Consider the following 22372-nt stretch of genomic DNA (forward strand, 5'->3'; position numbering starts at 1 on the left):
AAGGGGTCGGATTGGGGCGGATCGAATATCCGCGCGAGACCGTCCTCAGGCAGCGCGACAGAGCGCGGTGGCCACGCGGCAGAAATCAACCGCGCGCCGCTTCGTCAGCAGCTCTGTCGATGGGTTCATGGTGACGACAGTACTCGTCGTCTCGGCATCTGTCACATCTCGTCCGAGTCCTGAGACGTGCCATGAGACGGGTCGTACGGGCGGTTCTGTGGAAGGGCGGCGGGGACGGCCTGGGCGAGCGCGTTCAGCACGTCGGCTTTGCGTGGCTGGCCCGAGGCCTTTTTCAGGATATTTCCGGAACTGTCGAGGACGAACACCGTCGGCGTGCGCAGCACGTCGAGCCGCCGCACCAGGTCCAGGCGGGACTCGGCGTCGACCTCCACATGCGCGACCCCGGGCACCAGAGCGCTCACGTCGGCCAGCACCCGGCGTGTCGCCCGGCACGGCTGACAGAAGGCGCTGGAGAACTGCACCAGTGTGGCCCGCTCCCCCAGCGGCGCCCCCAGATCACCCCCGGTGAGCCGGCTCACCGACCCCACTCCATCCGGCGAACCACCGCCCGAGCTCCCCGCCTCACCCGAACCAGCGCCCAAGCCCTCCGCCTCACCCGAACCAGCGCCCGAGCCACCACTCGCTCGGTCAGCCGAACCGCCCGCCATCCGCTCACCGTCCTCATCGGCCGGAACACCCACAGACCGGGTCGAGGATCCGCCCCGCCACCGCGAGGACCCCGCCGGCCCGCGCCGGGCGGTGAAGTCGCGCAGTCGCCCGTCGCGGCGGAGCCGTACCAGCCCGATCACCGACCCCAGCGCCAGCGTCGCCAGCACCACCCACAAACCCGTCATCTCCGGTGCAACCACCCAGAGCGCCGTTTACTTCCGCACAGGCACCGTGACGAGCGTCCTGCCGGTCGCGTCGACGACCTCGAACCGCACGATCGACTCCATCGGGATCCGCGTCGAACGCGGGAAGACGGCCTTGTCCTCGTAGGTCTTGCGGCTGATCGTCCACGACTGGGTGCGCTCCCGCTGCCCGTCCGCGCCGACGACCAGGAGCCTCAAGGTCGTGCCCACGGGCACGCCGTCGATCCGTACCAGGAGATCCGTCCCCCCACCCGCCGGGCTCGCCGACACCGTGGCGCGGTAGCCGGCGGCCTCGTCGGCCCCGGCGAACTCCTCGCCCTCCACCGTCCGCAGCAGACTGGGCGCTTCGGACCGGCTCGGGGTCGGCTTCGGGCTCGCACTCGGGAGCGCCCTCTTGGCCTCGACGGACGCGTCGGCCTCGTCGGACGCGCTCGCGTCGTCCTCGGCGCTCCTGTCCTCCGAGGCGACGTACGGCGCGGCCTCCCGCTGAGGGCTGTCGGCCACGGGAGCCGAGGCGGCGCCCTGCTCGCCCCCGTTCTGCTGGGTGACGGTCCACACCGTGCCGCCGACGACCATCACGGCCGCGGAGGCCGCCACGGCGATCAGCAGCCGCCCGCGCCTGTGCCGCCTGGCGCGGTCCCGCAGCACCCGGTCGAGCAGCAGCCGGTCGAGCACCTGCCGCGGCGGGCTGGCCACCAGCGCGACGTCCGCCTCCGAGACCTTGCCCAGGAACCCCGCGACCCCTTCGAGGTCCAGCAGCTCCGCGCCGCACTCCTCGCAGGTGGCCAGATGGGCGTCGATCTCCTCGGCCTCTTCGGGCTCCAGCGCGCCGAGCGCGTGCGCGCCCAGCGCCAGCCTGACCTCCTCACACGTCATCACGGCGCGAGCCCCCGCTCCTGCAGCGCGAGCTTGAGCGCCCGCAGCGCGTAGTAGGTGCGCGACTTGACGGTGCCCGGCGGGATGCCGAGCTTCGCCGACGCCTCCCTCACCGATCTCCCCCGGTAGTAGACCTCCATCAGCACGTCCCGATGCTCGGGCCGTAAGGCCGCGAGCGCCTCCGCCACGGCCCACGACTCGACCGCGCGCTCCAGCTCGTCGTCGGCGGGCAGCACGGCCAGCGCCTCGTCACCGATCTCCGGTGGCCGCGCCTTGCGCGCCCGGTGCTGGTCGACGACGATGTTGCGCGCCACTGTGAACAGCCACGCGCGGATGGGGCGGTCGGCGAGCGCGTCAGGGTGCCGCCAGGCCCGCAGCAGCGTCTCCTGCACGACGTCCTCCGCCCGTCCCGAGTCACCCGTCAGTCGCAGCACGTATCCGTACAGTGGCCCGGCGTGCTCGTCGAACAGGGTCCTCACGAGTTCCTCGTCGGCGGTGTCAGCTGGGCTCACACCCTCATGACGTACGGCACGGCGTCCCGGTTCGATGTCAGCCACAGATGTCATCCACGGGGTCATCCACGGTGGTCATCCACAGCGGTCATCCACGCAGCGGCACGTCGGTCGCCTCGGCGGTGAACTCCAGGCCGTCGGCCACGTTCCGCACGCCGGTCACCTTCACGTCGAAGGGCAGCTTGCCCTGGAACGGGATCGTGTAGTTGACGAAGCCCGCGACCTGGTCGGGCACACCCTCGATCTTCTCCGCCTGGAGCCTGATGCCGCCGTCGACGAGCTCGACCCGCATCTCGGCGTCGAACTTCACCTTGTTCGCGCCGACCGTCAGCTCGCCGGAGGCGACGAGCCGCTCGCCGTTCCCGCTGATCTTCACGCCCTTCGGGGCGTGCGCGTCGATCGTCGCCCTGCTCAGGGTGCCTCGTACGGTCAGCCGCTCGGCCCTGATGTCGGCCCGGTTCTGCAGGACGTCGGCCAGCGGGGCGGTGACGCCGTAGGCGGCGCCGCGCAGGCCGCTGACCGGCACGTCACCGTAGCGAACCGTGCCGAGGTCGAACCGCACCTCCGGATAGTGCCCGGAGACGGCCTGGGTGAGGAAGGGGATGCCTTCGATGGTGACGGTGGGGGCGTTGTCGAGGTCGGCCGACGCAGCGATCCTGTTGGCGAGGTCACGTTGCACGCCGGCGACGGCGACCCGGTCGACGACGACGAGAAGGACGATCAACACCATCAGGAATACGAGCAGCTTGCGCATCGGGCTCCTGTCTCATGCGGGGGTCATGAGCTTATCGACCAGACTCAAGCCTCATTGCCCACCAAAGCGGCCGTTTCACCCGCCCGCGAACGGCGGCAGCACCTCCACCGTCGCCCCGTCGCCGAGAATCACCTCGTCATGCGGTCGTTTTCCCACCGGAGAACCGTCGATCAGAAACGATGATCTGGTCACGACACGCGCGAGCTCTGGGCGGTTTTCTGTGATTTGCGTCATGAGTTCGCCCAGTGTGGCGGCGTGGAACGACTCCTCGGCGACTCCGGCCGCTTCCTTCGCCGCCGCCCAATATCGCACTTTTCCCATGGCCATAGGCTCCTCACCCTCGCTCGGGAACCATTGTGCGTCGCGATTAACCTGACCGTTTCACGGTAGGTGCTGTTCACTCGGTGGACGCGCAATGGACTCCGGTTACTCGTGGGATATCCTCGCCTACAGGACCTGGGCGACGTAGCCCCCGGGTCCTTGCGTGTTTGAGGAGGCCGATATGAGCAACCTGCTCCTGCTGACCAACGCCCTCGAGCCGTCCGCTGAGGTGCTGCCGGCGCTGGGGTTGCTGCTCCACTCGGTCCGCGTCGCGCCGGCTGAGGCGTCCGCGCTCATCGACGCGCCACCCTCCGACGCCGTCGTGGTCGACGCCCGTAAGGAGCTGGCGCACGCCAAGAGCCTGTGCCGGCTGATCCGTACCACCGGCATCGACTGCCCCCTGCTGGTGATCGTCACCGAGGGCGGGCTGGCGGCGATGACCGCCGAGTGGGGGGTCGACGACGTGCTGCTCGACAGCGCGGGTCCGGCCGAGGTGGAGGCGCGGCTGCGGATGGCCATCGGCCGCATCTCGCAGGCGGCCGCGGAGGACGTGCCCGACGAGATCCGCAGCGGTGACCTGTCGATCGACGAGGCCACCTACACCGCCCGGCTGCGCGGCCGGGTCCTCGACCTCACGTTCAAGGAGTTCGAGCTGCTCAAGTACCTCGCCCAGCACCCCGGCCGGGTGTTCACCCGTGCCCAGCTGCTGCAGGAGGTCTGGGGCTACGACTACTTCGGCGGCACCCGGACCGTGGACGTGCACGTGCGGCGGCTGCGCGCCAAGCTCGGCACGGAGTACGAAGCGCTCATCGGCACCGTGCGCAACGTCGGCTACCGGTTCGTGCCCGACCGCGCCGAGCAGGCCCACGTGTGAGAGCCGCCGGCGATATTGACAGGCGCCTCCGTCCGGAGTGCACTGTTGTGACAGATCTTCCGTAGATCTGTCATGTGACTGTCGCGTCGCGGACACCGCCGTCCCGGGGATTGACCGGAGACTGGGTGGTGTCGGTGGATCTGTTCAGGTCGCTCGTCGACGAGGGCGCCCGCCCCCGGGTCTATCGGCGTAACGAGTACATCTGCTCGCCGCAGCGCGCCGCCAACCGCGTCTACCTGCTCGACTACGGCTACGCGCGGGAGTACGTACCGGCCGGGGACCGTGAGGTCATCCACGACCTGCGCGCCGGCGGGGATCTCGTCGGCGAGCTGGCGTTCTGGAACGCCGGCGAGCGGGTGCGGATCGACGCGCTGACCGAGGTGCGGGCCTGGCCCATCGACATGCGACGGCTGCGCGAGCACGTCGCGGCGGCCCCCGGCGTGGCGACCGCCCTGGTGCAGGAGCTGTTCGCCAGGAACCTGACCGCCCGCAGGCACGAGGCGCTGGCGCGGGCGCCGGTGGCGGCGCGGCTGGCCGTGTGGCTGCTGAACCTGGACGAGCGTTACGGGCTGGCCTCCGAGAGCGCGCCGCCGCTGTCCATGGAGACGCTGGCCGACCTGGTCGGCAGCTCTCCCGACGTGGTGCAGCGGCAGCTCGCCCAGTGGGCGCGGCGCGGCTGGGTGGTGCGGCCGGGGTACCGGCGGCTGCGGATCGCCGACCCCGTCGCGCTACGCGGCGCCGCGGGGAGCTGGGACCATCTGGCCGCCCGATGGGAGGGGCGGATCACCGCGTTCCTCAGCAAACCCGGCGCGCCCGCCGAGCCGATGCTCGCCGGCGAGGTGCCGCGCCCCGCCCAGCTGCCCGCCGACCTGCCGGACTTCACCGGGCGGCAGCAGAGCCTGGACCAGCTGACCGGCTGGCTGGAGCGGCCCCGCAGGACGAACACGATGGTGGTCCAGGGCCTGCCGGGAGTGGGGAAGACGGCGCTGGTCACCCACTGGGGGCACGTGCACGCCGACCGGTTCCCCGACGGGCAGATCGTCATCGACCTGCGCGGCCAGTCGCCCAGCCAGCCGCCGATGACCCCGGCCGAGGCGCTCGGGCAGATCCTGCGCTCGCTCGGCGTGGGCGAGCACATGCCCGCCTCCGACGAGGCCGAGCTGATGCTGCTCTACCGGAGCAGGCTCGCCGGTCGCAAGTTGCTGCTCATCCTGGACAACGCCGCCGACCCGGCGCAGGTGCGGGCGCTGCTGCCGGGCAGCAAGGACTGCGTGGTCGTGGTGACGAGCAGGACCAGGATGGCGCCGCTGCGCGCCACCGGGCACGCCGACCTGATGGACCTGCCGGTGCTCGATCCGGGCAACGCGGTGGCGCTGCTGGTGGCCCTGCTGGGCGAGGACTCGCCACGGGCGGCCGACCGTGACGGGCTGGCCGAGCTGGCCCGCGTCTGCTCCTACCATCCGTTCGCGCTGCGCATCTCGGCGGCCAAGCTGGCCGAGCATCCGGAGCTCAGCGTGGCCTCCCGGGTGCAGGAGCTACGCCGGCCGGATCGGCACCAGACGTTCTCCGGCGACCCGGAGGAGGCCTTCCGCTCGGCGCTCGACCTGGCCTACGAGTCGCTCAGCCCGCCGCAGCGCCGCGCCTTCCGGCATGTCGGGCTGCTGCCGGGCGGCCCCTTCGCGCCGGAGGTGCTGGCCGCCGCGCTGGGCGTGCCGGTGAGCGAGGCCGTCATGGCGGTGGAGGGACTGCACCGGGCGTATCTGGTCGAGCCGATGCCGGGGCCCCGCTACCGGGTGCACGACCTGGTCAAACGGCTCGCCAGGGAGCTGGGCAGGCACGCCGAGGCGGGGGTGCGCGAGGCGCGGGTGCGGCTGCTCGATCACTATCTGACGGTCGCCGCCGCCGCTGACACGCCGGTCGAGTGGTTCGAGGCCGAGCGACGGGCGCTGGTCTCGGTGGTGCGGCTGGCGGAGGAGTCGGGCGCGCACGGCCTCGCCTGGCAGCTCGCCGAGGCGGTGTTCGAGCCGTTCAGGCGGCTGCGCTACTACGAGAACAACCTGGAGATCCAGCAGACCGGGCTCCGCTCCGCGCAGCGGATCGGCAACCGGCGGGCCATCGCGCGCATGCGCAGCCACCTCGGCTCGATCCACCGCGACATCGGCCCGTCCACCACCGCCGCCCGGCACATCGGCGAGGCGCTGGCCGACTTCGCCACGCTCGGCGACCGCGAGGGGCGGGCACGCGCGCTCAACGACCTCGCCGACGTGCACGGCATCGCGGGCAACAGCGAGGACGCGCTCACCTGCGCGGCCGAGGCGCTGGAGCTCTACCGGGAGATCGGCGACCCGGCCGGCGTCGCCGGGAGCCTGCACACGCTCTCCCGGCTGCACCTGTCGCAGGAGCGGCACGAGCTCGCGCTGGAGCACGCCGGGCAGGCCCTGAAGCTCTACCGGGAGATCGGCGACCTGGCCGGGATCGCGCAGAGCCAGATCATCCTGGCCAGGGTGCGGCAGAGCCTCGGCGAGCCGAACGCCGCACTGTCGGAAGGGCTGGACGCGCTGTCCATCTGCCACCGGCTCGGCGACGAGCACGCCGAGGCCGAGACGCTGCTCTGCCTGGCCGAGATCTACGACTCGCTGCGGCTGCCGCAGGACGCCCAGCGGGACGCCGAGCGGGCGCTGGCCGGCTACACGGCCACCGGTGACCAGCACGGATGCGGACGCGCCCTGTGCACGCTGGGCCGCATCGCGCGCAACGGCTCCCGCTACGACGAGGCCCTGGACCACTACGAGCAGGCGCTGGCCGTACAACTTGAGCTGCACCACGAGCAGGGCAAGGCCGAGACGCTGGGGGACATCGGGCTGGTGCACTGGCGGCTGGCCGACTACCTGCGCGCGGACGACTACCTGAACCAGGCGCTGGCGATCAGCCGGGTGATCCGCGACCTGCCCGTCGAGGCGCGCATGCTGAACCGGCTGGCGCGGGTGCGGCGGCGGCAGGGGCTGCCGCAGGTGGGGTTCGTGTACGCGCTGGAGGCGCTGGACATCGTGCAGGGCATCGGCAACCGCCGGGCCGAGGCGGATGTCCAGGAGACGCTGGCGTACACGTACCTCTCGCTGAACCTGCACGGCGACGCGCTGCGGGCGGCCAAGGCGTCGCTGGCGCTGCGGGAGGAGGCCCGCGACAACAGGGCCAGCGCGCTGCTGTCGGTCGCGCAGGCGCTGCACCTGGCGGGCCGGACGGCGGAGGCCGTCGGGTACGCCAGGCGGACGGTCGAGTCGCAGCACCGGAGCGGCACGCGGGATCGGTGGGCGGCCGCGCTCACCACGCTCGCCATGATCCTGCTGGACCTCGACCGGCCGGACGAGGCGTACGTGCTCGCCTCCCAGGCCCGGGAGGTGCACCTGGACTGCGGCACCCGCCGTGACCTGGGCTGTGCGCTGCGGGCGCTGGGCCTGATCCAGTGGCGGCGCGGCGACGCGGCCTCGGCGGTGCGCCACCTGGGCGAGGCGGTGCGGATCCTGGACGAGGTGGGCGACGTGTTCGAGTCGCGGAAGGCCGCCGCAGAACTCCGCGAAATGTCGTGATTTTTTAAGTCTTAGGTCGCAGATCTTCTCCGGCATCTCCCGTTAGCTGGCGTCACAGCAACGTCAAGCGGAGGTGATCCGGATGCTCAGAAATTCTCTGCGTCGAGACCTGTGGTCGCTCAAGCGGCAGGCCAGTAAGGACAGGTGGATCACGCTCGCGCTGCTCGCCGGGGTGCCCGCCGCCTGGCTGCGCCAGCTCTCCCCAGGCGACGCGATGCCCGTCTCCGGGCTGCTCTTCGCCCTGTCCGGCGCGCTGCTCGCCGGCTCGGCCACGGCCTGGCTGATGTCGGCGTACTTCCTGGCCCGCTCGGCACGGCGGCGGCGCGAGCCGGTCGAGACGCTGCGCCTGGTCTCCAGGGCCGCCCTGGCCAAGGAGTGGGCGTTCACCGCGCTCGGCTGCTACGGCTCCTGGCATGTCCTGCAGTTCGTGACCGCGCTGTTCCTGGGGTAGGAGCCTGGTGACGGGGAGGTGCGGCAGATGGTCGTCGAGGTCTCGGGGCAGCTGGTGGTGCCCGATCAGGCGCGGGGCGTGGTGCTGTTCGTGCACGGCAGCGGGAGCAGCAGCCGCAGTCCGCGCAACCGGTACGTGGCCGGCGCGCTCAACGAGGCGGGGCTGGGCACGCTGCTGTTCGACCTGCTGACGCCGGAGGAGGAGGCCGACCGGGCCAACGTGTTCGACATCGAACTGCTGGCCGGCCGGCTGCTCCAGGCGACGGACCGGGTACGGGAGGAGCCGACGGCGGCGGGGCTGCCGATCGCCTACTTCGGCGCCAGCACCGGCGCGGGCGCCGCGCTGTGGGCGGCGGCCGAGCCGGGCGTGGAGGTCGCCGCGATCGTCTCCAGAGGCGGGCGGCCCGACCTGGCCGGGGCGCGGCTGGCGGACGTACGGGCGCCCACGCTGCTCATCGTCGGCGGCCACGACGAGCAGGTCGTCGAGCTCAACCAGGAGGCGCGGCGCCACCTGCGCTGCGAGAGCCGGCTGGAGATCGTGCCGGGGGCCACCCACCTGTTCGAGGAGCCGGGCGCGCTGGAGCGGGTCGCGGGGCTCGCCGGCGACTGGTTCACCGGTCGCCTGTGACCTCCTGTACGGCGGCCGGGCTCCAGGTGTACTCCAGCATGTCCAGGTCGAACCCGGCGTGGAAGCGCTCCACGTACGCCCTGCCGGCGCTGCCTCCCATGCGCTCGTAGAAGGCCCGCGCCGGGGTGTTGTCCCGCAGCACCTCCAGGTAGACCGGCTGGTCCGGGTGGTGCTCGGCCGCCCAGCCGAGGCCGCTGAGCATCAGGCGGCGCCCGATGCCCGAGCGCTTGCTGCCGGGTCGTACGTGCAGGTTGTCGAGCAGGATCCGCTCGTCCCGCTGCGGGGTGAGGTAGGCGAAGGCGGTGATGTCCTGGTCGTCGCCCTCGGCCACCAGGAGGCAGGAGGGCGCCCCGCCGTTGAGGTAGCGCTCGCTGTCTACCCTGGCCTGCCACAGCTCCAGGTTGATCGCGAGCAGCGGGCCGTCGAGATAGTCGGCGGGCATGATGCCGGCATAGGCCGCTCGCCAGCTCTCGGTGTGCAGCTCCGCGATCGATTCCACATCGTCCGCGGCGCCTGGTCGGATGGTCACGAACGCCCAGGTTACCCCTGGGGCGCCTTGCGCCTCTCCGACAGCCGCTTCCACACGAACGCCCCGACGGCCAGCACCACCAGCCCGATCACCACGTACGTGATGACGCCGACATAGGTCTCCACCAGCGACCACTGCTCGCCGAGCAGGTAGCCGCCCATGACCAGCAACGTGTTCCAGATGAAGCTGCCCATCGCGGTGAACACCACGAACGTGACCAGCGGCATGCGCTCCACCCCCGCCGGGATGGAGATCAGGCTCCTGAAGATCGGGATCATGCGCCCGAAGAAGACCGTCTTGCGGCCATGATCGGCGAACCAGGCCTCGGTCTTCCGCACGTCCTCGGACTTGACCAGCGGGACCTTGGCGACCAGGGCGTGCATGCGGTCCCGGCCCAGCAGCGCGCCGAGGCCGTAGAGGACCAGCGCCCCGATCACCGAGCCCACCGTCGTCCAGAGCAGCACCTGCCACAGGACCAGCTCGCCCTTGCTCACCGTGAACCCCGCCAGGGGCAGGATGACCTCGCTGGGCAGCGGAGGGAACAAGTTCTCCAACGCCACCGCGATGCCCGCGCCAGGAGCGCCCAGCGTCTCCATCAGCCCCGTCGCCCACTCGGCGATCCCGCCAAGACCGCTGGATGCCATCGCCGTCCTCTCGTCGCAGGTATCTCTAGCCAGGACGGGCCCATCTATGCCTGCGCGCCCGCATCGATCTCCGGGCGACCCCATCCGCCTGCGACATCTCTGACAAAGGAACGTTGTGGCAACCCGCTATGCATGTACCCGGGCGTAGTGGTGTGGGATCGGATCCGCACCCCGAACGCGGATCGAGGAGATGGAATGCCCCACTTCCGGCTGTTGACCGCCGCTGACGTGGCCCGGGTCGCCGTCTTCGCGGCGCTGATCGCCGTACTCGGCCTGCCCGGCGCCCTGAACGTCTTCGGCAGCGCCGTGCCGATCACCCTCCAGACGCTGGGCGTCATGCTCGCCGGCGCCATCCTCGGCTCATGGCGGGCCGCCCTCGCCGTGGCCGTGCTGATCGCGCTGGTGGCGGTGGGGCTGCCGTTGCTGGCCGGCGGGCGGGGCGGGCTGGCGGTGTTCGCGACGCCGACGGTGGGCTTCCTGCTGGGCTGGCTGCCCGGCGCAGCCCTCACCGGCTGGATCGTCGAGCGCGGCGGCCGCAGCCCGAGCTTCGTCAGGCTGCTGGTAGCCTGCCTGGCCGGTGGCATCGGGGCGGTCTACCTCGTCGGAGTGCCGATGTGGGCGGCCGTCGGAGGGGTCACGCTGGGCCAGGCCGCCCTGCTGACCGCGGCCTTCCTCCCCGGCGACCTCGCCAAGGCGGTGCTCGCCACGATCGTGGCCAGAGGAACCCAGCGGGCCTACCCCGACGCCGTCCCGGCCGTGTACTACGACCGCCTCAGAGCCGGCAAGGAGAACTGAACCGGGCATGCCAGTCGCAGCGCAGGTCATGCGGCACGCCGCAACCCACCCCGGCCGCCCCGCCGTGCGCGGTCCCCGGGAGGAGCTGACCTATGCCGCACTCGCCCGCCGGATCCAGCGCACGGCCGCCCGCCTGGCCACCCGCTTCCCCGGCCCCGGCGCACTCGCGGCGATCACCCTGACCGACCCGGTCGGCCAACTCACCGCCGCCCTCGCCATCGACCTCCTCGGCGGCACCCCACTCCTCTGCGACCCCACCCACCTGAAGACCCTCCTGACCACCCCTCTCGGCGACACCCCCCAGCCCCACACCCCGGCCCGGATCGACGCCTTGGGGGACACACCACGGCCGCACGCCCCGGTCTCCGCCGGCGCTCTCGGGGGCATGCCGCTGCTGGATGACGCCGGGCGGGGTCTCGTCGGTCTGGTGATCGATGCGCTGCCTTCCGGGGCGGCAGGGCGCGACGTGCCGTTGCACCGGCCCACGCCCGGCGATCTGGCCTGGGCGTGCTTCAGCTCAGGCAGCACCGGCCGCCCGCGCGCCGTCGTCCGTACCCGGGGGTCGTGGACCGGCTCCTTCGCGCCGCTGAGCGAGCTCACCGGGATCGGCGGCGGCGATGTCGTGCTGGTGCCCGGTCCCCTGCTTTCCTCCCTGTACGGTTTCGCCGCCGTGCACGCACTGGCCGTCGGCGCGACCGTCCTGGCGCCGGGCCGCTGGTCCCCCGGCTCCCTGCCGGGCCTGCTGCGCCGGGCGACCGCCGTGCACCTGGTGCCGCACCACCTGCCCGAGCTGCTGGAGGCGCTGCCCGACGGCGCCCCGCTGCGGACGGCGGTGATCGGCGGCGCCGCCCTGGCTCCGGGGTTGCGTGAGCGCGCGGCGACCGCGGGCGTGCACGTGGTGTCCTATTACGGTGCCACCGAGCTGTCCTTCGTGGCCGTGGACGCCGACGGCCGGGGGCTGCGGCCGTTCCCCGGTGTGGAGATCGAGGTCAGAACGCCACCCGGCCGGCGACTCGGCGAGGTGTGGGCGCGCTCCCCCTGGCTGGCCGAGGGCTACCTGGCCGGCGCGGCGGGTCCGCTGCTGGCCGACGGCGACGGCTGGATGAGCGTCGGCGACGTGGCCGCCCCCTACCTGCCCGGTGAGGTGCTGCGGCTGCGTGGCCGGGGCGGTGGCGCCATCCAGACGGGTGGAGCCACCGTCGTGCCGGAGGACGTGGAGGCCGTGTTCAGGAGCGTGGCGGGGGTCGGCGACATCGTGGTGGTCGGCTCACCGCACCCGGATCTGGGCGCGGTCGTCACCGCGATCGTGGAAGCAGCCGCAGACGGCCCGCCCGTGAGAGCGGCCCTGGAGGCGATCGCCCGGGGCGGCCTGGACGCGGCGCAGCGCCCCCGCCGCTGGTACACGATCAACGCCCTCCCCCGCACCCCCTCAGGCAAGCCCGCCCGCGACCTCGTAGCCGCCCGCCTCGCCGACGGCGACGACCCCAACCTCCGCAGACTCCCATGACCCGCCACACCACCACCCTGGGCGGGTCGTCATGACGCGCGACATGCCTGTCGTCGTGGCGGCTCGGCGGACTGCGGTCGGCACTGCGGGGCATGCGTTCAAGTCGGTGACGGCGGACCGGCTGGCTTCGCCTGTCATCGCCGCGGTCGCCCGGGATGTGGCGGGCTCGGGGCTGCCTGTCGACGATGTGGTGCTGGGTAACTGCATGGGGCCCGGCGGGAATCTGGCGCGGGTCTCGGCGCTCGGGGCGGGGCTGGATTCGTCCGTGCCGGGGGTCACGATCGACCGGCAGTGCGGGAGCGGGCTGGCCGCCGTCCTCCTCGCGGGGCAGGCCGTACGCAGTGGTGAGATGGACCTGGTCATCGCCGGAGGGGCCGAGAGTGCCTCCACCGCACCGGTGCGCGCGTATCGGGGCGGTGAGCCGTACGAGCGGGCGGCCTTCACCCCGGCGGGACATCCTGACCCGGACATGGGCGCGGCGGCCGAGGCGCTCGGCGTCGCGCGCGGCGTGCGGCGGGACCGGCAGGACGACTACGCGTGCGCCAGCCACGCCAAGGCGGTGGCGGCCCGTGAGGCGGGCCGGTTCGACGAGGAGATCGTCCCGGTGGCGGGCCGCGACCGGGATCAGCGGCCGCGTCCGCTGCGCCCGGCGTCGCTGGCGCGGCTGCCTGGGGCGTTCGTGCCCGGAGGCGCGGTGACGGCGGGCAACTCCGCCCCGAACAGCGACGGCGCGGCGGCGGTCGCCGTGCTGCCCGAGCGGCTGCGGGCCGGGCTGCCAGGGCTGCGGCTGCTGGCGGGCGCGGTGGTGGGCTGTGATCCGGAGTTGCCCGGCTGGGGGCCGGTGCCCGCCGTGAGACGCCTGCTGGAGCGTACAGGAGTGAGCATGGAGCGGATCGAGGCGGTGGAGATCGTGGAGGCGTTCGCGGCGCAGACGCTGGCGGTGACCGACGCGCTCGGGCTCGACCCGCTAGGGGCGGACGGCGCGCGGGTGTGCGCCGACGGCGGGGCGCTGGCGCTCGGTCATCCGTGGGGGGCGAGCGGCGCGGTCGTGGTGACACGGCTGTTCAGCAGGCTCGTGCGCGGGGGCGCGCCGAAGGGGACGCTGGGGCTGGCGACGGCAGCGGTCGGTGGCGGCCTCGGCGTCGCCGCCCTGTTCGAGGTGGCCTAAGCGATCGGATCTGGTGGACGTGTCGAGGGGGCGTGAGTGATCGAGCTGGTGGACGTACGGGTTCGGCTGGGGCAGCGGGACGTGTTGCGGGGCGTCAGCGCTTCACTGTCCGAGCGGCGGGTCGGCGTGGTCGGCGCCAACGGCTCCGGCAAGAGCACGCTGGCGCGGCTGTTCAACGGGCTGGCCCTGCCGACGTCGGGCAGCGTCACGGTGTTCGGCGAGGACACACGGCGGCGGGCGGCCAAGATCCGGCGGCGGGTCGGGTTCCTGTTCACCGATCCGGACGCGCAGATCGTGATGCCGACCGTGGCCGAGGACGTCGCCTTCTCGCTGCGGCGCCGGAAGCTGTCCGGTGCGGAGGTGCGGGGCAGGGTCGAGGAGGTGCTGGCCCGCCACGGCCTGGCGGGGCACGCCGATCACCCCGCCCACCAGCTGTCCGGCGGTCAGAAGCAGCTGCTCGCGCTCTGCTCGGTGCTGGTGCTTGAGCCGGAGATCCTGGTCATGGACGAACCCACGACGCTGCTGGACCTGCGCCACTCCCGGCAGGTCGCCGAGGCGCTGCACGCCCTGCCGATGCAGGTGATCGTGGTCACCCACGATCTGCCTCTGCTGGAGGGGTTCGACCGGGTGCTCGTGCTGGACGAGGGCCAGATCGTGGCGGACGGCACGCCGGAGTCGGCCATCGGCCACTACCGGAAACTCATGGCGTGAGCGGACGTGAGCGGAGGTGGGTCGGTGTGAGCGAGCCCGAGGGGGTGTGAACGGGGTGAACGGGCTCGCCGGTGCCTACGTGCCGGGTGACTCGCCGGTGCACCGGCTGCCGGTCGGCGGCAAGCTGCTGGGCCTGGCGGCGGCCTGCACGGTGCTTGTCCTACTGCGCTCGCCGTGGGCGATGGCGGTCGCCGCGGGCGTGGTCGTGCTGTTGTTCGCGGTGGCGCGGGTGGGGGTCGCGGCGGCCTGGGCGCAGGTCCGCCCGGTCCGGTGGTTCGCCGTGGCGCTGTTCGGCATGCAGCTGGTCTTCGCCGACGTGCCGAGCGCGGTGCTGATCACGTCCAGGGTGGTGCTGGCGGTGGCGCTGGCCGGGCTGGTCACGCTGACCACCAGGACCTCCGCGATGATGGCGGCCCTGGAGCGCGGCCTGTCGCCGGTGCGCCGGGTGGGGCTGGATCCGTTCCGGCTGTCGCTCTTGCTCTCCCTCACCATCCGCAGCGTGCCGGTCATCGCGGGCCTGGCGGCGCGCGTCCGTGAGGCGCAGCGCGCGCGTGGGGTCGAGTGGAGCATGCGCGCCTTCGCCGTGCCGCTGGTGGTCAGCGCACTACGGCACGCCGACGCGCTGGGTGAGGCCCTGAGCGCGCGCGGGCTGGACGACTGAGGCGATCATTCCAGCGCGGTGTCACTCCAGCGCGGTGTCGCCGAGGGACTCCAGGAGGCCGCGCAGCAGCGCCACGAGGTGGTCGCGGTCGGCGGGGGCGAGGCCGGACAGCAGCCGCGCCTCGTTCGCCACGTGCGCCGTGAGCAGCTCGTCGATGAGCTCCCGGCCGCGCTCGGTGAGCCGGATGCGCACGGTCCTGCGGTCGCCGCTGTCGCGGACGCGCTGGACCAGGCCCTTCGCCTCCAGCTTGTCGATCCTGTTGGTGATCGCGCCCGAGGTGACCATGGCCGCCTTGAGCAGCGCCCCCGCCGTCAGCTCGTACGGCGCGCCGGAGCGGCGGAGCGTGGCCAGCACGTCGAACTCGAAGCTCTCCAGCCCGTGCTCGGCGAACAGGTCCCGGAGCCCGCGCTCCAACAGGCGCGACAGCCGTGAGACGCGGCCGACGACCTCCATCGGCCACACGTCCACGTCGGGCCGCTCCCGCCGCCACTGCGCGGTCAGCGCGTCCACCGCATCGCTCATCGGCCGTCCTCTCAGCATTGACTATCTCAACATTAAGATATTTGACACGCATAGACCGGCCATGGTCTTATCTCAACGTTAAGATTATCAATGCAAAGGCATCCCATGACCACCCTTGCCGCACCCCCGCGCACCCGGACGACCGACCTCCTGTTAGCGGCACTGGCACCGGTGAGCTGGGGCACCACCTACGTGGTCACCACCACCCTGCTCCCCCCGGACCGGCCGCTGCTCGCCGCCACCCTGCGCGCCCTGCCCGCCGGCCTGGTGCTGCTCGCGGCGACCCGCAGCCTGCCGTCCGGATCGTGGTGGTGGAAGTCCGCGGTGCTCGGCCTGCTCAACTTCGGCGCCTTCTTCCCGTTGCTCTTCTTCGCCGCCTACCGGCTGCCGGGCGGAGTCGCCGCCACCATCGGCTCGGTCCAGCCGCTGATCGTGGCGTTGCTGTCGGTGCTGATCCTGGGGCTCGTGCCGGGCCGGATCATGCTGTACGCGGCGCTGGCGGGCACCGGCGGCGTCGCCCTGCTGACCCTGACCTCCGAGGCCCGGCTGGACCCGCTCGGCATCGCCGCCATGCTCGCCGCCACCTCGCTCATGGGCATGGCCATGGTGCTGGCCAAGAAGTGGGGCCGCCCCGCGTCACCGCTCAAGATGACCGGCTGGCAGCTCACCATCGGCGGCCTGGTGCTGGTCCCCATCACCCTCGCCGCCGAAGGCGTGCCCACCTCCCTCACCACCACGAACGTCCTCGGCTTCACCTACCTGGGCGTCTTCGGCACCGCCATCGCCTACGCCCTGTGGTTCCGCGGGATCGACCGGCTGACCCCCACCTCGGTCTCACTGCTCGGCCTCACCAACCCGCTCGTCGCCACCATCGCCGGGCTCGTCGTCCTCGGGCAGACCCTCACCGGCTGGCAGATCGCCGGCTTCACCATCGCGCTCGGCGCCCTCGTCGCCGGCCAGACGTTCTCCAGAAAGGCATGAGGCCGATCAGGTCGGCTCTTGCGGGCATGCATTCAGGTGGGGCTGGACCCTGTTCCGGCGGCGCGCGTACGTGAGGCGCGGCGCGCGGGCTACAGCGGCGGGTTCGTCCCGGGCCGGACGATCCCGCTCTCGTAGGCGAAGATCGCGATCTGCACGCGGTCGCGAAGGCCGAGCTTGTTCAGGATCCGTCCGACGTGGATCTTGACGGTGCCCTGGGTCACTCCCAGCACGGCGGCGATCTCGGCGTTGGAGTGGCCACGGGCGACCTCGCCCAGGACGTCGCGTTCGCGATCAGTGAGCCGGGCCAGCCGATCGCCGGCCGCGGACCGGCCGGTCGCCGGGTCGGGCAGGTGCGCGGCACAGACCTCCAGCAGCCGACGGGTGACGGCCGGGGAGATGACGCTGTCGCCCTCGGCCACGGCCCTGATGCCGCTGAACAGGTCGGCAGGCGGGACGTTCTTCAGCAAGAACCCGCCGGCCCCGGCGCGGAGCCCGGCGAAGACGTACTCGTCAAGGTTGAAGGTCGTCAGGAGGAGCACCCGTGCCTCCGGAAGCTCCGCGACGATCTGGCGGGTGGCCTCAAGGCCGTCCATGACGGGCATGCGCACGTCCATCAGCACGACATCGGGCCGCAGCGCCCTGGTCATCGCCACCGCCTGTGCGCCGTCGCCCGCCTCGCCGACCACGTCGAAGTCGGCTTGGCTGTCGAGCGCCATGCGCAGGCCCAGCCGCAGCAGGGACTGGTCGTCGACCAGCAGCACCCTGATGGTCACGGCAGCCGCAGGCGGACGCGTACCCTCCAGCCCGCCTCGGGCAGGGGGCCGGCGTCGACCTGGCCGTGGTAGGCGGCGGCGCGTTCGGCCATGCCGGTAAGGCCCTGTCCCTGGCCGGGGACGGCGGGGATGGCTCGCCGGCCGCCGCCGTCGTCGTCGATCTCGATGTCCGCGCCGATGGCGTGGAAGCGCAGCCGTACGCGTGCGGTGGCGTGCGGACCGGCGTGTTTGAGGATGTTCGTCAGCCCTTCCTGGATGATGCGGTAGATGGACAGGCCGGCGCCCTCAGTCAGGGCGGGGGGATCACCCTCGTGGGTCAGCGTGACCGGGAGGCCGGCGGCGTGTACCTGTTCTATCAGGGTGTTCAGGTCGACCAGACCCGGCTGTGGCGCCAATTCGCCTGTGTCGTCCGCGTCGCGGAGCACGCCGAGCAGGCGGTGCATCTCGGTCAGCGACTGCCGTCCCGTGGCGGCGATGGCCGACAGCGCCTCGGCGGCCTGCCGGGGGGAGATGGCCGAGGCCAGCGCCCCTCCGTCGGCCAGCGCGACCATGACCGCCAGGTTGTGGGCGATCACGTCATGCATCTCACGCGCGATGCGGACACGCTCTGCCGCGACCGCGATGCGCGCCTGCTGGTCGCGCTCGCGTTCCAGCCGCCACGCCCGCTCCCTCAGCTGGGTCAGGTACGCGTGCCGGAGGCGTACCGTCACACCGAGCAGCCCGCTCGCCGCGGTGAGTGCGGTGAGCGCGGTCAGCTCCACCCATGGCAGGCCGCTGACGACGACGGCGAGCAGCCAGACGAGCTCGACGGCCACCAGCGCCGGCAACAGGTGTCTCCAGTGACGGTGCCGGGCGAGCGTGTAGAGGGCCACCAGGACGACGACCACCGGATACACCAGTCCTGGTTCCGCCGTCGCCCAGACCAGTGATGACACGGCCAGGACGGTCCAGAAGGCCGCGGCCGGGGCCAGGCGGCGCCACAGCAGCGGGACATGCACGGCGACGAACGGCAGCCATCCGGTCACTCCCCCCACGACCAGCCCGTCGATCGCCGCGACGACGGCGGCGACCAGCGCGTCGACCACGCGGGCATGACGATGGACCGCCTCCGGCCACACCGCCGTGCCCCTGGTCATCCCGCCGCCGGCTCGCGCACACCGCGCCGGTGGGAGGCCCGGATGCCCACGAGCGCGGCGAGGTAGGCCATGGTGATGACCGCGCCCGTCACCGCTCTGACGGTGTCACCGGTCAGCGCGCCGACCACCAGCACGGTCACCGCCGCCTGCGCCAGCCCGGCGCCCAGCACGAACGCGACGGCGCGGGACCGGGCGACAGCCTGGCGGCGGCCCACCGCCCACATGGCCGTCGCCACCGCCAGGGCGCCGTAGAGCACCGTCAGCGGCCAGGGGGCCGTCACCACACCGGCCAGGATCTGCACTCCCAGCAGCACACCGGCGTACACCCCCATCCCGGCGGCGACGTCCCGCCACGCGAAACCGTACTGCGTCGCTGGCACCGGCGTTCTCGGCAGACGCCTGGCCCCCGCCCAGACCAGCGCGGCCACGCCGAGCACGACGGCGAGGTGGATGACGAACGTGCCGCCGGCCTGGGCGCGGTCATCCCCCCACAGCAGGAACCTGGCCAGGCCCAGCCCTCCGGTGACGACCCCGAGGACCCACAACGCCCTGGTCGGCAGCCACGGCTGCCCGGCCTTCCGGGGGAAGAGCAGGTCCACGACGAGGACCGGGGTGATCATGGAGAACAGGCCGTGCCACGGCAGCAGGTAGGACATCAACGGGATACGCAGGCCGGCCACCAGCCCGTAGTCGGCGTAGGTCGGGTCGTGCGGGTCGAGTGGGTGGTACAACGTCTCGGAGATCAGGCCTTCGTTGAACAGCCCATAGATCATGCCCAGGGCGAACAGCCCCAACAGGCCGTAGCCGCGCCGGACCGCGACCTCACGCAGGACGAGGATCGGGAGGCCGTACACGAAGATCGTGAAGGCGAGGAACATGCCAGGCTGCAGGAACATGGTCACCGGCATCGATCCGCTGAAGACCTCCGCCAGTAACGGCGCGAGAACCATCAAGGCCAGGATCGGCTGCCAGCCGTCTCGTTTCACTGTCACCTGATCGACGCTAGAAGGCGCCCACCCGCCGGACGACTCCCTCTGGTCCGATGACGCCTGACGCTCCTGTACCTCCTGAGGCATAGGGGATCGTCCACAAGGACGAGCACTGGCATACATTGAGCCGGATGCGACGCGTACATGTGGTGGGCAACTCCGGCTCCGGCAAGTCCACGCTGGCCGCGTCGCTCAGCGGGCGGCTGGAGGTGCCGTGGCTGGAGCTCGACTCCATCTTCCACATGCGCGACTGGACTCCTCGCCCGGTGGCGGAGTTCCGCGAGGAGGTGGACCGGTTCACGGCGGCCGGCGGCTGGGTGGTCGACGGCAATTACTCAGCCGTACGCGACATCGTCTGGGCTCGTGCCGACACCGTCGTCTGGATCGACCTGCCCAGGCACACGATCATGCGCCGGCTGCTGCGCCGCACGCTGCGCCGGATGGCCACCGGGACGGAGCTGTGGAACGGCAACCGGGAGCGGTTCCGGTTCCTGTTCCAGAAGGACGAGTCGATCCTTCGCTGGGCGTGGATCCAGCACGAGAAGTACCGTGAGCGCTACCGCCAGGCGGCGGAGGATCCGGCCAACGCCCATCTGCGGTTCGTGCGCGTCGCCTCCCGGGAGGACATCGGGCGGCTGCTGGGGTGAATCAGTCGCCGCGCTTGGCGCGGGCGCGGCGCTTGCCCTCGTGCATGGCCTGGACGCGGGCGATCGGGATGGTGTGGCCCTCCTCGATCAGGTCGGCGGGCAGCGTCTGCGGCTCGGGCATGTGCTCCGCCCAGGGGTCGCCGTCGCCGAGCAGCCCCGGCGCGGTGCGGAGGGTGAAGTCGCCGGGCGTCACCCGGTCGAGGTCGTCCCACGACACGGGGAAGGACACCGGCGTGCCGGGCCGGATGCGCGGGCTGTACGCGGCCACCACGGTCGCCCCGCCGGCCCGCGTGGAGTCGAGGAAGACCTTGCCCTGGCGGTCCTCGCGGATGAACGCGGTGGTGCCGAGCGCCGGATCGACGCGCTCGGCCCGCGCGGCGAGCGCCCGGGTGGCCGCTGCCAGGTCGTCCATCGCGAGGCCGGCCACCACCGGCACGAACACGTGCACGCCCTTGGCCCCGCTGGTCTTGACCGCGCCCGCCAGCCCGGCGTCGTCCAGCGCCTGCCGCACCAGCCCGGCGGCCCGCACCACCAGCTCGAACGCCTCCCCCTCCGGCGGGTCGAGGTCGAGCACCAGGTGCGTGAAGTGGTCCCCGGCCACCAGCGCCGGGTGATACTCGACCGCCCGCTGGTTGGCGAACCACAGCAGCGTCCGGCGGTCGTCGCACAGCGCGTAGGTGACCCGCCGCTGGGACGCCTCCGCCCAGATGCTGACGGAACCGATCCAGGACGGGGCGTACTTGGGCAGGTTCTTCTGCATGAACGGCGCCTGACCGGGCCGCACGCGCTGCACCGACAGCGGCCGGCCGCGCAGGACGGGGAGGATGCGGTCGCTGACCGCGTCCAGATAGTCGACCAGATCCCGTTTCGTGGCATCAGCGCCGTCGAAGAGCGGCTGATCGAGGTTGGTCAGCGGCACACCGTCCCGCGTCTCATCGCTGGTCACCCGGCCCACGATAGCCGGGGTTCGTGGGCATGTGCGGGCCTTGGGTGGGCATGCCTGGTTCCGGAAGGAGCGCTGAGCATGAGCGAACTCGAAGCCCTGAAGGAACGGCAGCGGAAGACGTGGGCCAGCGGCGACTACGCCAGGATCGCCTGGCTGACCGTACCGCTGGCCGACGCCCTGTGCGACGCGGCGGAGCTGCGGCCGGGCTCCACCGTGCTCGACGTGGCGACCGGGACCGGGCACGTGGCGCTCGCCGCCGCCCGCCGGTTCTGCCACGTGACCGGCATCGACTACGTGCCCGCCCTGCTCGACCGCGCCCGCCGGCGGGCCGGGGCGGAGGACCTGGAGATCGACTTCCGCGAGGCGGACGCGGAGAACCTGCCCTTCCCCGACGCGTCGTTCGACTATGTGCTGTCGGCGATCGGGGTGATGTTCACCGCCGACCACCAGCGGGCGGCGGACGAGCTGCTGCGGGTGTGCAGACGTGGGGGCCGGGTGGCCACGGCCAGTTGGACGCCTGCCGGGTTCGTCGGCGGGATGCTCAAGGTCGTCGGCCGCTACGCGCCCCCGCCTCCCGGCGCCCTGCCGCCGACGCGCTGGGGCACCGAGGAGACGATGCTCGACCTGCTCGACGAGGGGTGTCAGGAGGTGACGTTCACGAACGCCACGGTGACCCAGCGGTTCCTCTCGCCGGAGCACTACGCCGACTTCTTCCTGGAGCACTACGGCCCGACGGTCAAGGCCGCCGAACGGCTCGGCGAGGAGGAGCGGCGGGCCTTCCACCGCGACCTGATCATCCTCGCCGAGCAGTCGAACCGCGCCACCGACGGAACCCTGGTGCACGACTGGGACTACCTGATCACCGTCGCCACCCGCGCCTGAGACGGGCGCCGTCAGGTGAACACCGTCAGATGAACACCCCTAGATGAACGCCGTGCAGACGGCGGACCTGCCCACGCCGGCGCCGCCCAGCGGGCGGACCGGGAGGACCCGTTCCACGCACGCTCTCGCCGGGACGGCGGTGCCGACATAGACCTGATCGGAGTAGATGATCCCGGTGCCCTCGTCGCCGCCGGAGTAGCGGGTGCGCGTCTTGTCCTGACCGGCCTTGCCGGTGAACGCCGGGTCGCGCTCGACCCACACCCGGTAGGAGTCGCCCTGGCCGCGCTTGACGAACCGCGCCCAGTTGACCTCGCAGGTCCGCTTGCCGTTCACCAGCCGGCCCGGACCGTAGTGGAGCTCGATCGTGCCGCCGTACGCGGGCACGGTGGCGTTCGCGATCCGCGGGATGTACGCGCCGTAGGTGCAGCGGGTGGCGATCGGGTCCCTCCCGTCGCAGCGCTCGCCGTGGCAGTCGCCGCCCGCCGCCCTCCCGGGTGGCGGCGCGGTGGCCCCGCTCGCCCCCGTGACAGGGAACAGGGCCAGGGACAGGGTCAGTCCCATCAGTACGGTCGGCAGCCGGTGGGGTCGCATCGATGCCTCCAAGGGG

At 72.2% G+C, this 22372-nt stretch carries 26 protein-coding genes; 12 read left to right on the plus strand and 14 right to left on the minus strand.

Features of this window, described 5'->3' with window-relative positions; translation table 11 throughout:
- Positions 1 to 45: 45 nt before the first annotated feature.
- From ACIBQX_RS31780 to ACIBQX_RS31805, 6 genes are all read right to left on the minus strand, one after another.
- Positions 46 to 129 carry a putative leader peptide gene (locus ACIBQX_RS31780; protein WP_350668905.1) on the minus strand — a complete coding sequence of 28 codons (84 nt, stop codon included), beginning with the start codon at positions 127 to 129 and terminating at the stop codon, positions 46 to 48.
- 32 nt (positions 130 to 161) lie between these two features.
- Positions 162 to 854: a TlpA family protein disulfide reductase gene (locus tag ACIBQX_RS31785; RefSeq protein ID WP_397010985.1), complete on the minus strand. Its 693-nt coding sequence runs from the start codon at positions 852 to 854 to the stop codon at positions 162 to 164.
- Positions 855 to 881: 27 nt separating this feature from the next.
- Entirely contained in the window at positions 882 to 1748 is an 867-nt protein-coding gene (locus ACIBQX_RS31790) for a zf-HC2 domain-containing protein (protein WP_397011539.1), read from the minus strand.
- A complete protein-coding gene (locus ACIBQX_RS31795) occupies positions 1748 to 2260 on the minus strand; it encodes a sigma-70 family RNA polymerase sigma factor (protein ID WP_397010987.1) in 513 nt (170 codons plus the stop codon). The genes ACIBQX_RS31790 and ACIBQX_RS31795 overlap by 1 nt, the downstream gene beginning before the upstream one ends.
- 88 nt (positions 2261 to 2348) lie before the next feature.
- Entirely contained in the window at positions 2349 to 3014 is a 666-nt protein-coding gene (locus tag ACIBQX_RS31800) for a DUF2993 domain-containing protein (protein ID WP_397010989.1), read from the minus strand.
- A 75-nt stretch (positions 3015 to 3089) separates the two neighbouring features.
- Positions 3090 to 3341, minus strand: coding sequence for a MoaD/ThiS family protein (locus ACIBQX_RS31805; RefSeq protein WP_397010991.1), 252 nt, complete (start codon positions 3339 to 3341; stop codon positions 3090 to 3092).
- A 175-nt stretch (positions 3342 to 3516) separates the two neighbouring features.
- Between ACIBQX_RS31805 and ACIBQX_RS31810 the strand changes: the two genes are divergently transcribed.
- The 4 genes from ACIBQX_RS31810 (at position 3517) to ACIBQX_RS31825 (ending at position 8874) form a co-directional block, all read left to right on the plus strand.
- Entirely contained in the window at positions 3517 to 4209 is a 693-nt protein-coding gene (locus tag ACIBQX_RS31810; protein WP_397010993.1) for a response regulator transcription factor, read from the plus strand.
- 134 nt (positions 4210 to 4343) lie between these two features.
- Positions 4344 to 7796, plus strand: coding sequence for a tetratricopeptide repeat protein (locus ACIBQX_RS31815; RefSeq protein ID WP_397010995.1), 3453 nt, complete (start codon positions 4344 to 4346; stop codon positions 7794 to 7796).
- Between the two features lie 82 nt (positions 7797 to 7878).
- Positions 7879 to 8247 carry a hypothetical protein gene (locus ACIBQX_RS31820; protein WP_397010997.1) on the plus strand — a complete coding sequence of 123 codons (369 nt, stop codon included), beginning with the start codon at positions 7879 to 7881 and terminating at the stop codon, positions 8245 to 8247.
- 27 nt (positions 8248 to 8274) lie between these two features.
- A complete protein-coding gene (locus ACIBQX_RS31825; RefSeq protein WP_397010999.1) occupies positions 8275 to 8874 on the plus strand; it encodes a dienelactone hydrolase family protein in 600 nt (199 codons plus the stop codon).
- Here ACIBQX_RS31825 and ACIBQX_RS31830 read toward each other — a convergent pair.
- Complete coding sequence (locus ACIBQX_RS31830; protein ID WP_397011001.1) at positions 8858 to 9403, minus strand: GNAT family N-acetyltransferase; 546 nt, start codon at positions 9401 to 9403, stop codon at positions 8858 to 8860. The genes ACIBQX_RS31825 and ACIBQX_RS31830 overlap by 17 nt on opposite strands.
- 11 nt (positions 9404 to 9414) lie before the next feature.
- The gene (locus ACIBQX_RS31835) at positions 9415 to 10047 is read right to left on the minus strand and encodes a DedA family protein (protein ID WP_397011003.1); all 633 of its coding nucleotides are present in this window, start codon (positions 10045 to 10047) and stop codon (positions 9415 to 9417) included.
- Between the two features lie 195 nt (positions 10048 to 10242).
- Here ACIBQX_RS31835 and ACIBQX_RS31840 point away from each other — a divergent pair, with 195 nt between their 5' ends.
- The 5 genes from ACIBQX_RS31840 to ACIBQX_RS31860 are packed head-to-tail and all read left to right on the plus strand — an operon-like array spanning position 10243 to position 14889.
- A complete protein-coding gene (locus ACIBQX_RS31840; protein WP_397011005.1) occupies positions 10243 to 10842 on the plus strand; it encodes a biotin transporter BioY in 600 nt (199 codons plus the stop codon).
- A gap of 7 nt (positions 10843 to 10849) precedes the next feature.
- Entirely contained in the window at positions 10850 to 12349 is a 1500-nt protein-coding gene (locus tag ACIBQX_RS31845; RefSeq protein ID WP_397011007.1) for a class I adenylate-forming enzyme family protein, read from the plus strand.
- Between the two features lie 43 nt (positions 12350 to 12392).
- Positions 12393 to 13517, plus strand: a complete 1125-nt coding sequence (locus ACIBQX_RS31850; RefSeq protein ID WP_397011009.1) for a thiolase family protein — start codon at positions 12393 to 12395, stop codon at positions 13515 to 13517.
- Between the two features lie 36 nt (positions 13518 to 13553).
- Complete coding sequence (locus tag ACIBQX_RS31855) at positions 13554 to 14228, plus strand: energy-coupling factor ABC transporter ATP-binding protein (protein ID WP_397011011.1); 675 nt, start codon at positions 13554 to 13556, stop codon at positions 14226 to 14228.
- A 46-nt stretch (positions 14229 to 14274) separates the two neighbouring features.
- Complete coding sequence (locus ACIBQX_RS31860) at positions 14275 to 14889, plus strand: energy-coupling factor transporter transmembrane component T family protein (RefSeq protein WP_397011013.1); 615 nt, start codon at positions 14275 to 14277, stop codon at positions 14887 to 14889.
- Positions 14890 to 14910: 21 nt separating this feature from the next.
- Here ACIBQX_RS31860 and ACIBQX_RS31865 read toward each other — a convergent pair whose 3' ends face one another.
- Positions 14911 to 15411, minus strand: coding sequence for a MarR family winged helix-turn-helix transcriptional regulator (locus ACIBQX_RS31865; RefSeq protein WP_397011015.1), 501 nt, complete (start codon positions 15409 to 15411; stop codon positions 14911 to 14913).
- A 105-nt stretch (positions 15412 to 15516) separates the two neighbouring features.
- Between ACIBQX_RS31865 and ACIBQX_RS31870 the strand changes: the two genes are divergently transcribed.
- Positions 15517 to 16392 (plus strand): EamA family transporter, encoded by an 876-nt coding sequence (locus tag ACIBQX_RS31870; RefSeq protein ID WP_397011017.1) that lies wholly within the window; start codon positions 15517 to 15519, stop codon positions 16390 to 16392.
- A gap of 89 nt (positions 16393 to 16481) precedes the next feature.
- Here ACIBQX_RS31870 and ACIBQX_RS31875 read toward each other — a convergent pair whose 3' ends face one another.
- Genes ACIBQX_RS31875 through ACIBQX_RS31885 form a run of 3 tightly spaced genes read right to left on the minus strand, consistent with a single transcriptional unit; the run spans position 16482 to position 19293 of the window.
- A complete protein-coding gene (locus tag ACIBQX_RS31875) occupies positions 16482 to 17165 on the minus strand; it encodes a response regulator (protein WP_397011019.1) in 684 nt (227 codons plus the stop codon).
- The gene (locus ACIBQX_RS31880; RefSeq protein WP_397011021.1) at positions 17162 to 18301 is read right to left on the minus strand and encodes a sensor histidine kinase; all 1140 of its coding nucleotides are present in this window, start codon (positions 18299 to 18301) and stop codon (positions 17162 to 17164) included. The genes ACIBQX_RS31875 and ACIBQX_RS31880 overlap by 4 nt, the downstream gene beginning before the upstream one ends.
- On the minus strand, positions 18298 to 19293 hold the full coding sequence (locus tag ACIBQX_RS31885) for a hypothetical protein (protein WP_397011023.1): 996 nt from the start codon (positions 19291 to 19293) through the stop codon (positions 18298 to 18300). Before ACIBQX_RS31885 ends, ACIBQX_RS31880 begins: the two co-directional genes overlap by 4 nt.
- Before the next feature lie 128 nt (positions 19294 to 19421).
- On the opposite strand from ACIBQX_RS31885, the gene ACIBQX_RS31890 reads away from it, so the two are divergent.
- Entirely contained in the window at positions 19422 to 19937 is a 516-nt protein-coding gene (locus ACIBQX_RS31890) for a hypothetical protein (RefSeq protein WP_397011025.1), read from the plus strand.
- Between the two features lies 1 nt (position 19938).
- Here the strand turns inward: ACIBQX_RS31890 and ACIBQX_RS31895 are convergent, their stop codons facing one another.
- Positions 19939 to 20883 (minus strand): DNA polymerase domain-containing protein, encoded by a 945-nt coding sequence (locus tag ACIBQX_RS31895; protein ID WP_397011027.1) that lies wholly within the window; start codon positions 20881 to 20883, stop codon positions 19939 to 19941.
- A gap of 78 nt (positions 20884 to 20961) precedes the next feature.
- Here ACIBQX_RS31895 and ACIBQX_RS31900 point away from each other — a divergent pair, with 78 nt between their 5' ends.
- Positions 20962 to 21765 (plus strand): class I SAM-dependent methyltransferase, encoded by an 804-nt coding sequence (locus tag ACIBQX_RS31900; RefSeq protein WP_397011029.1) that lies wholly within the window; start codon positions 20962 to 20964, stop codon positions 21763 to 21765.
- Positions 21766 to 21804: 39 nt separating this feature from the next.
- On the opposite strand, the gene ACIBQX_RS31905 is transcribed toward ACIBQX_RS31900, so the two are convergent.
- Positions 21805 to 22356: a DUF2690 domain-containing protein gene (locus ACIBQX_RS31905; RefSeq protein ID WP_397011031.1), complete on the minus strand. Its 552-nt coding sequence runs from the start codon at positions 22354 to 22356 to the stop codon at positions 21805 to 21807.
- Positions 22357 to 22372: the final 16 nt, after the last annotated feature.

Source organism: Nonomuraea sp. NPDC049714 (genome assembly GCF_044465295.1).
Classification (GTDB): Bacteria; Actinomycetota; Actinomycetes; order Streptosporangiales; family Streptosporangiaceae; genus Nonomuraea.

Excerpts from the sequence above, each read along its gene's own strand:
- ACIBQX_RS31780 (WP_350668905.1), bottom strand. The coding sequence starts at position 129 with ATGAACCCATCGACAGAGCTGCTGACGAAGCGGCGCGCGGTTGATTTC.
- ACIBQX_RS31785 (WP_397010985.1), bottom strand. The coding sequence starts at position 854 with ATGACGGGTTTGTGGGTGGTGCTGGCGACGCTGGCGCTGGGGTCGGTG.
- ACIBQX_RS31790 (WP_397011539.1), bottom strand. The coding sequence starts at position 1,748 with ATGACGTGTGAGGAGGTCAGGCTGGCGCTGGGCGCGCACGCGCTCGGC.
- ACIBQX_RS31800 (WP_397010989.1), bottom strand. The coding sequence starts at position 3,014 with ATGCGCAAGCTGCTCGTATTCCTGATGGTGTTGATCGTCCTTCTCGTC.
- ACIBQX_RS31805 (WP_397010991.1), bottom strand. The coding sequence starts at position 3,341 with ATGGCCATGGGAAAAGTGCGATATTGGGCGGCGGCGAAGGAAGCGGCC.
- ACIBQX_RS31810 (WP_397010993.1), top strand. The coding sequence starts at position 3,517 with ATGAGCAACCTGCTCCTGCTGACCAACGCCCTCGAGCCGTCCGCTGAG.
- ACIBQX_RS31820 (WP_397010997.1), top strand. The coding sequence starts at position 7,879 with ATGCTCAGAAATTCTCTGCGTCGAGACCTGTGGTCGCTCAAGCGGCAG.
- ACIBQX_RS31825 (WP_397010999.1), top strand. The coding sequence starts at position 8,275 with ATGGTCGTCGAGGTCTCGGGGCAGCTGGTGGTGCCCGATCAGGCGCGG.
- ACIBQX_RS31835 (WP_397011003.1), bottom strand. The coding sequence starts at position 10,047 with ATGGCATCCAGCGGTCTTGGCGGGATCGCCGAGTGGGCGACGGGGCTG.
- ACIBQX_RS31840 (WP_397011005.1), top strand. The coding sequence starts at position 10,243 with ATGCCCCACTTCCGGCTGTTGACCGCCGCTGACGTGGCCCGGGTCGCC.
- ACIBQX_RS31845 (WP_397011007.1), top strand. The coding sequence starts at position 10,850 with ATGCCAGTCGCAGCGCAGGTCATGCGGCACGCCGCAACCCACCCCGGC.
- ACIBQX_RS31850 (WP_397011009.1), top strand. The coding sequence starts at position 12,393 with ATGCCTGTCGTCGTGGCGGCTCGGCGGACTGCGGTCGGCACTGCGGGG.
- ACIBQX_RS31865 (WP_397011015.1), bottom strand. The coding sequence starts at position 15,411 with ATGAGCGATGCGGTGGACGCGCTGACCGCGCAGTGGCGGCGGGAGCGG.
- ACIBQX_RS31870 (WP_397011017.1), top strand. The coding sequence starts at position 15,517 with ATGACCACCCTTGCCGCACCCCCGCGCACCCGGACGACCGACCTCCTG.
- ACIBQX_RS31880 (WP_397011021.1), bottom strand. The coding sequence starts at position 18,301 with ATGACCAGGGGCACGGCGGTGTGGCCGGAGGCGGTCCATCGTCATGCC.
- ACIBQX_RS31890 (WP_397011025.1), top strand. The coding sequence starts at position 19,422 with ATGCGACGCGTACATGTGGTGGGCAACTCCGGCTCCGGCAAGTCCACG.
- ACIBQX_RS31900 (WP_397011029.1), top strand. The coding sequence starts at position 20,962 with ATGAGCGAACTCGAAGCCCTGAAGGAACGGCAGCGGAAGACGTGGGCC.
- ACIBQX_RS31905 (WP_397011031.1), bottom strand. The coding sequence starts at position 22,356 with ATGCGACCCCACCGGCTGCCGACCGTACTGATGGGACTGACCCTGTCC.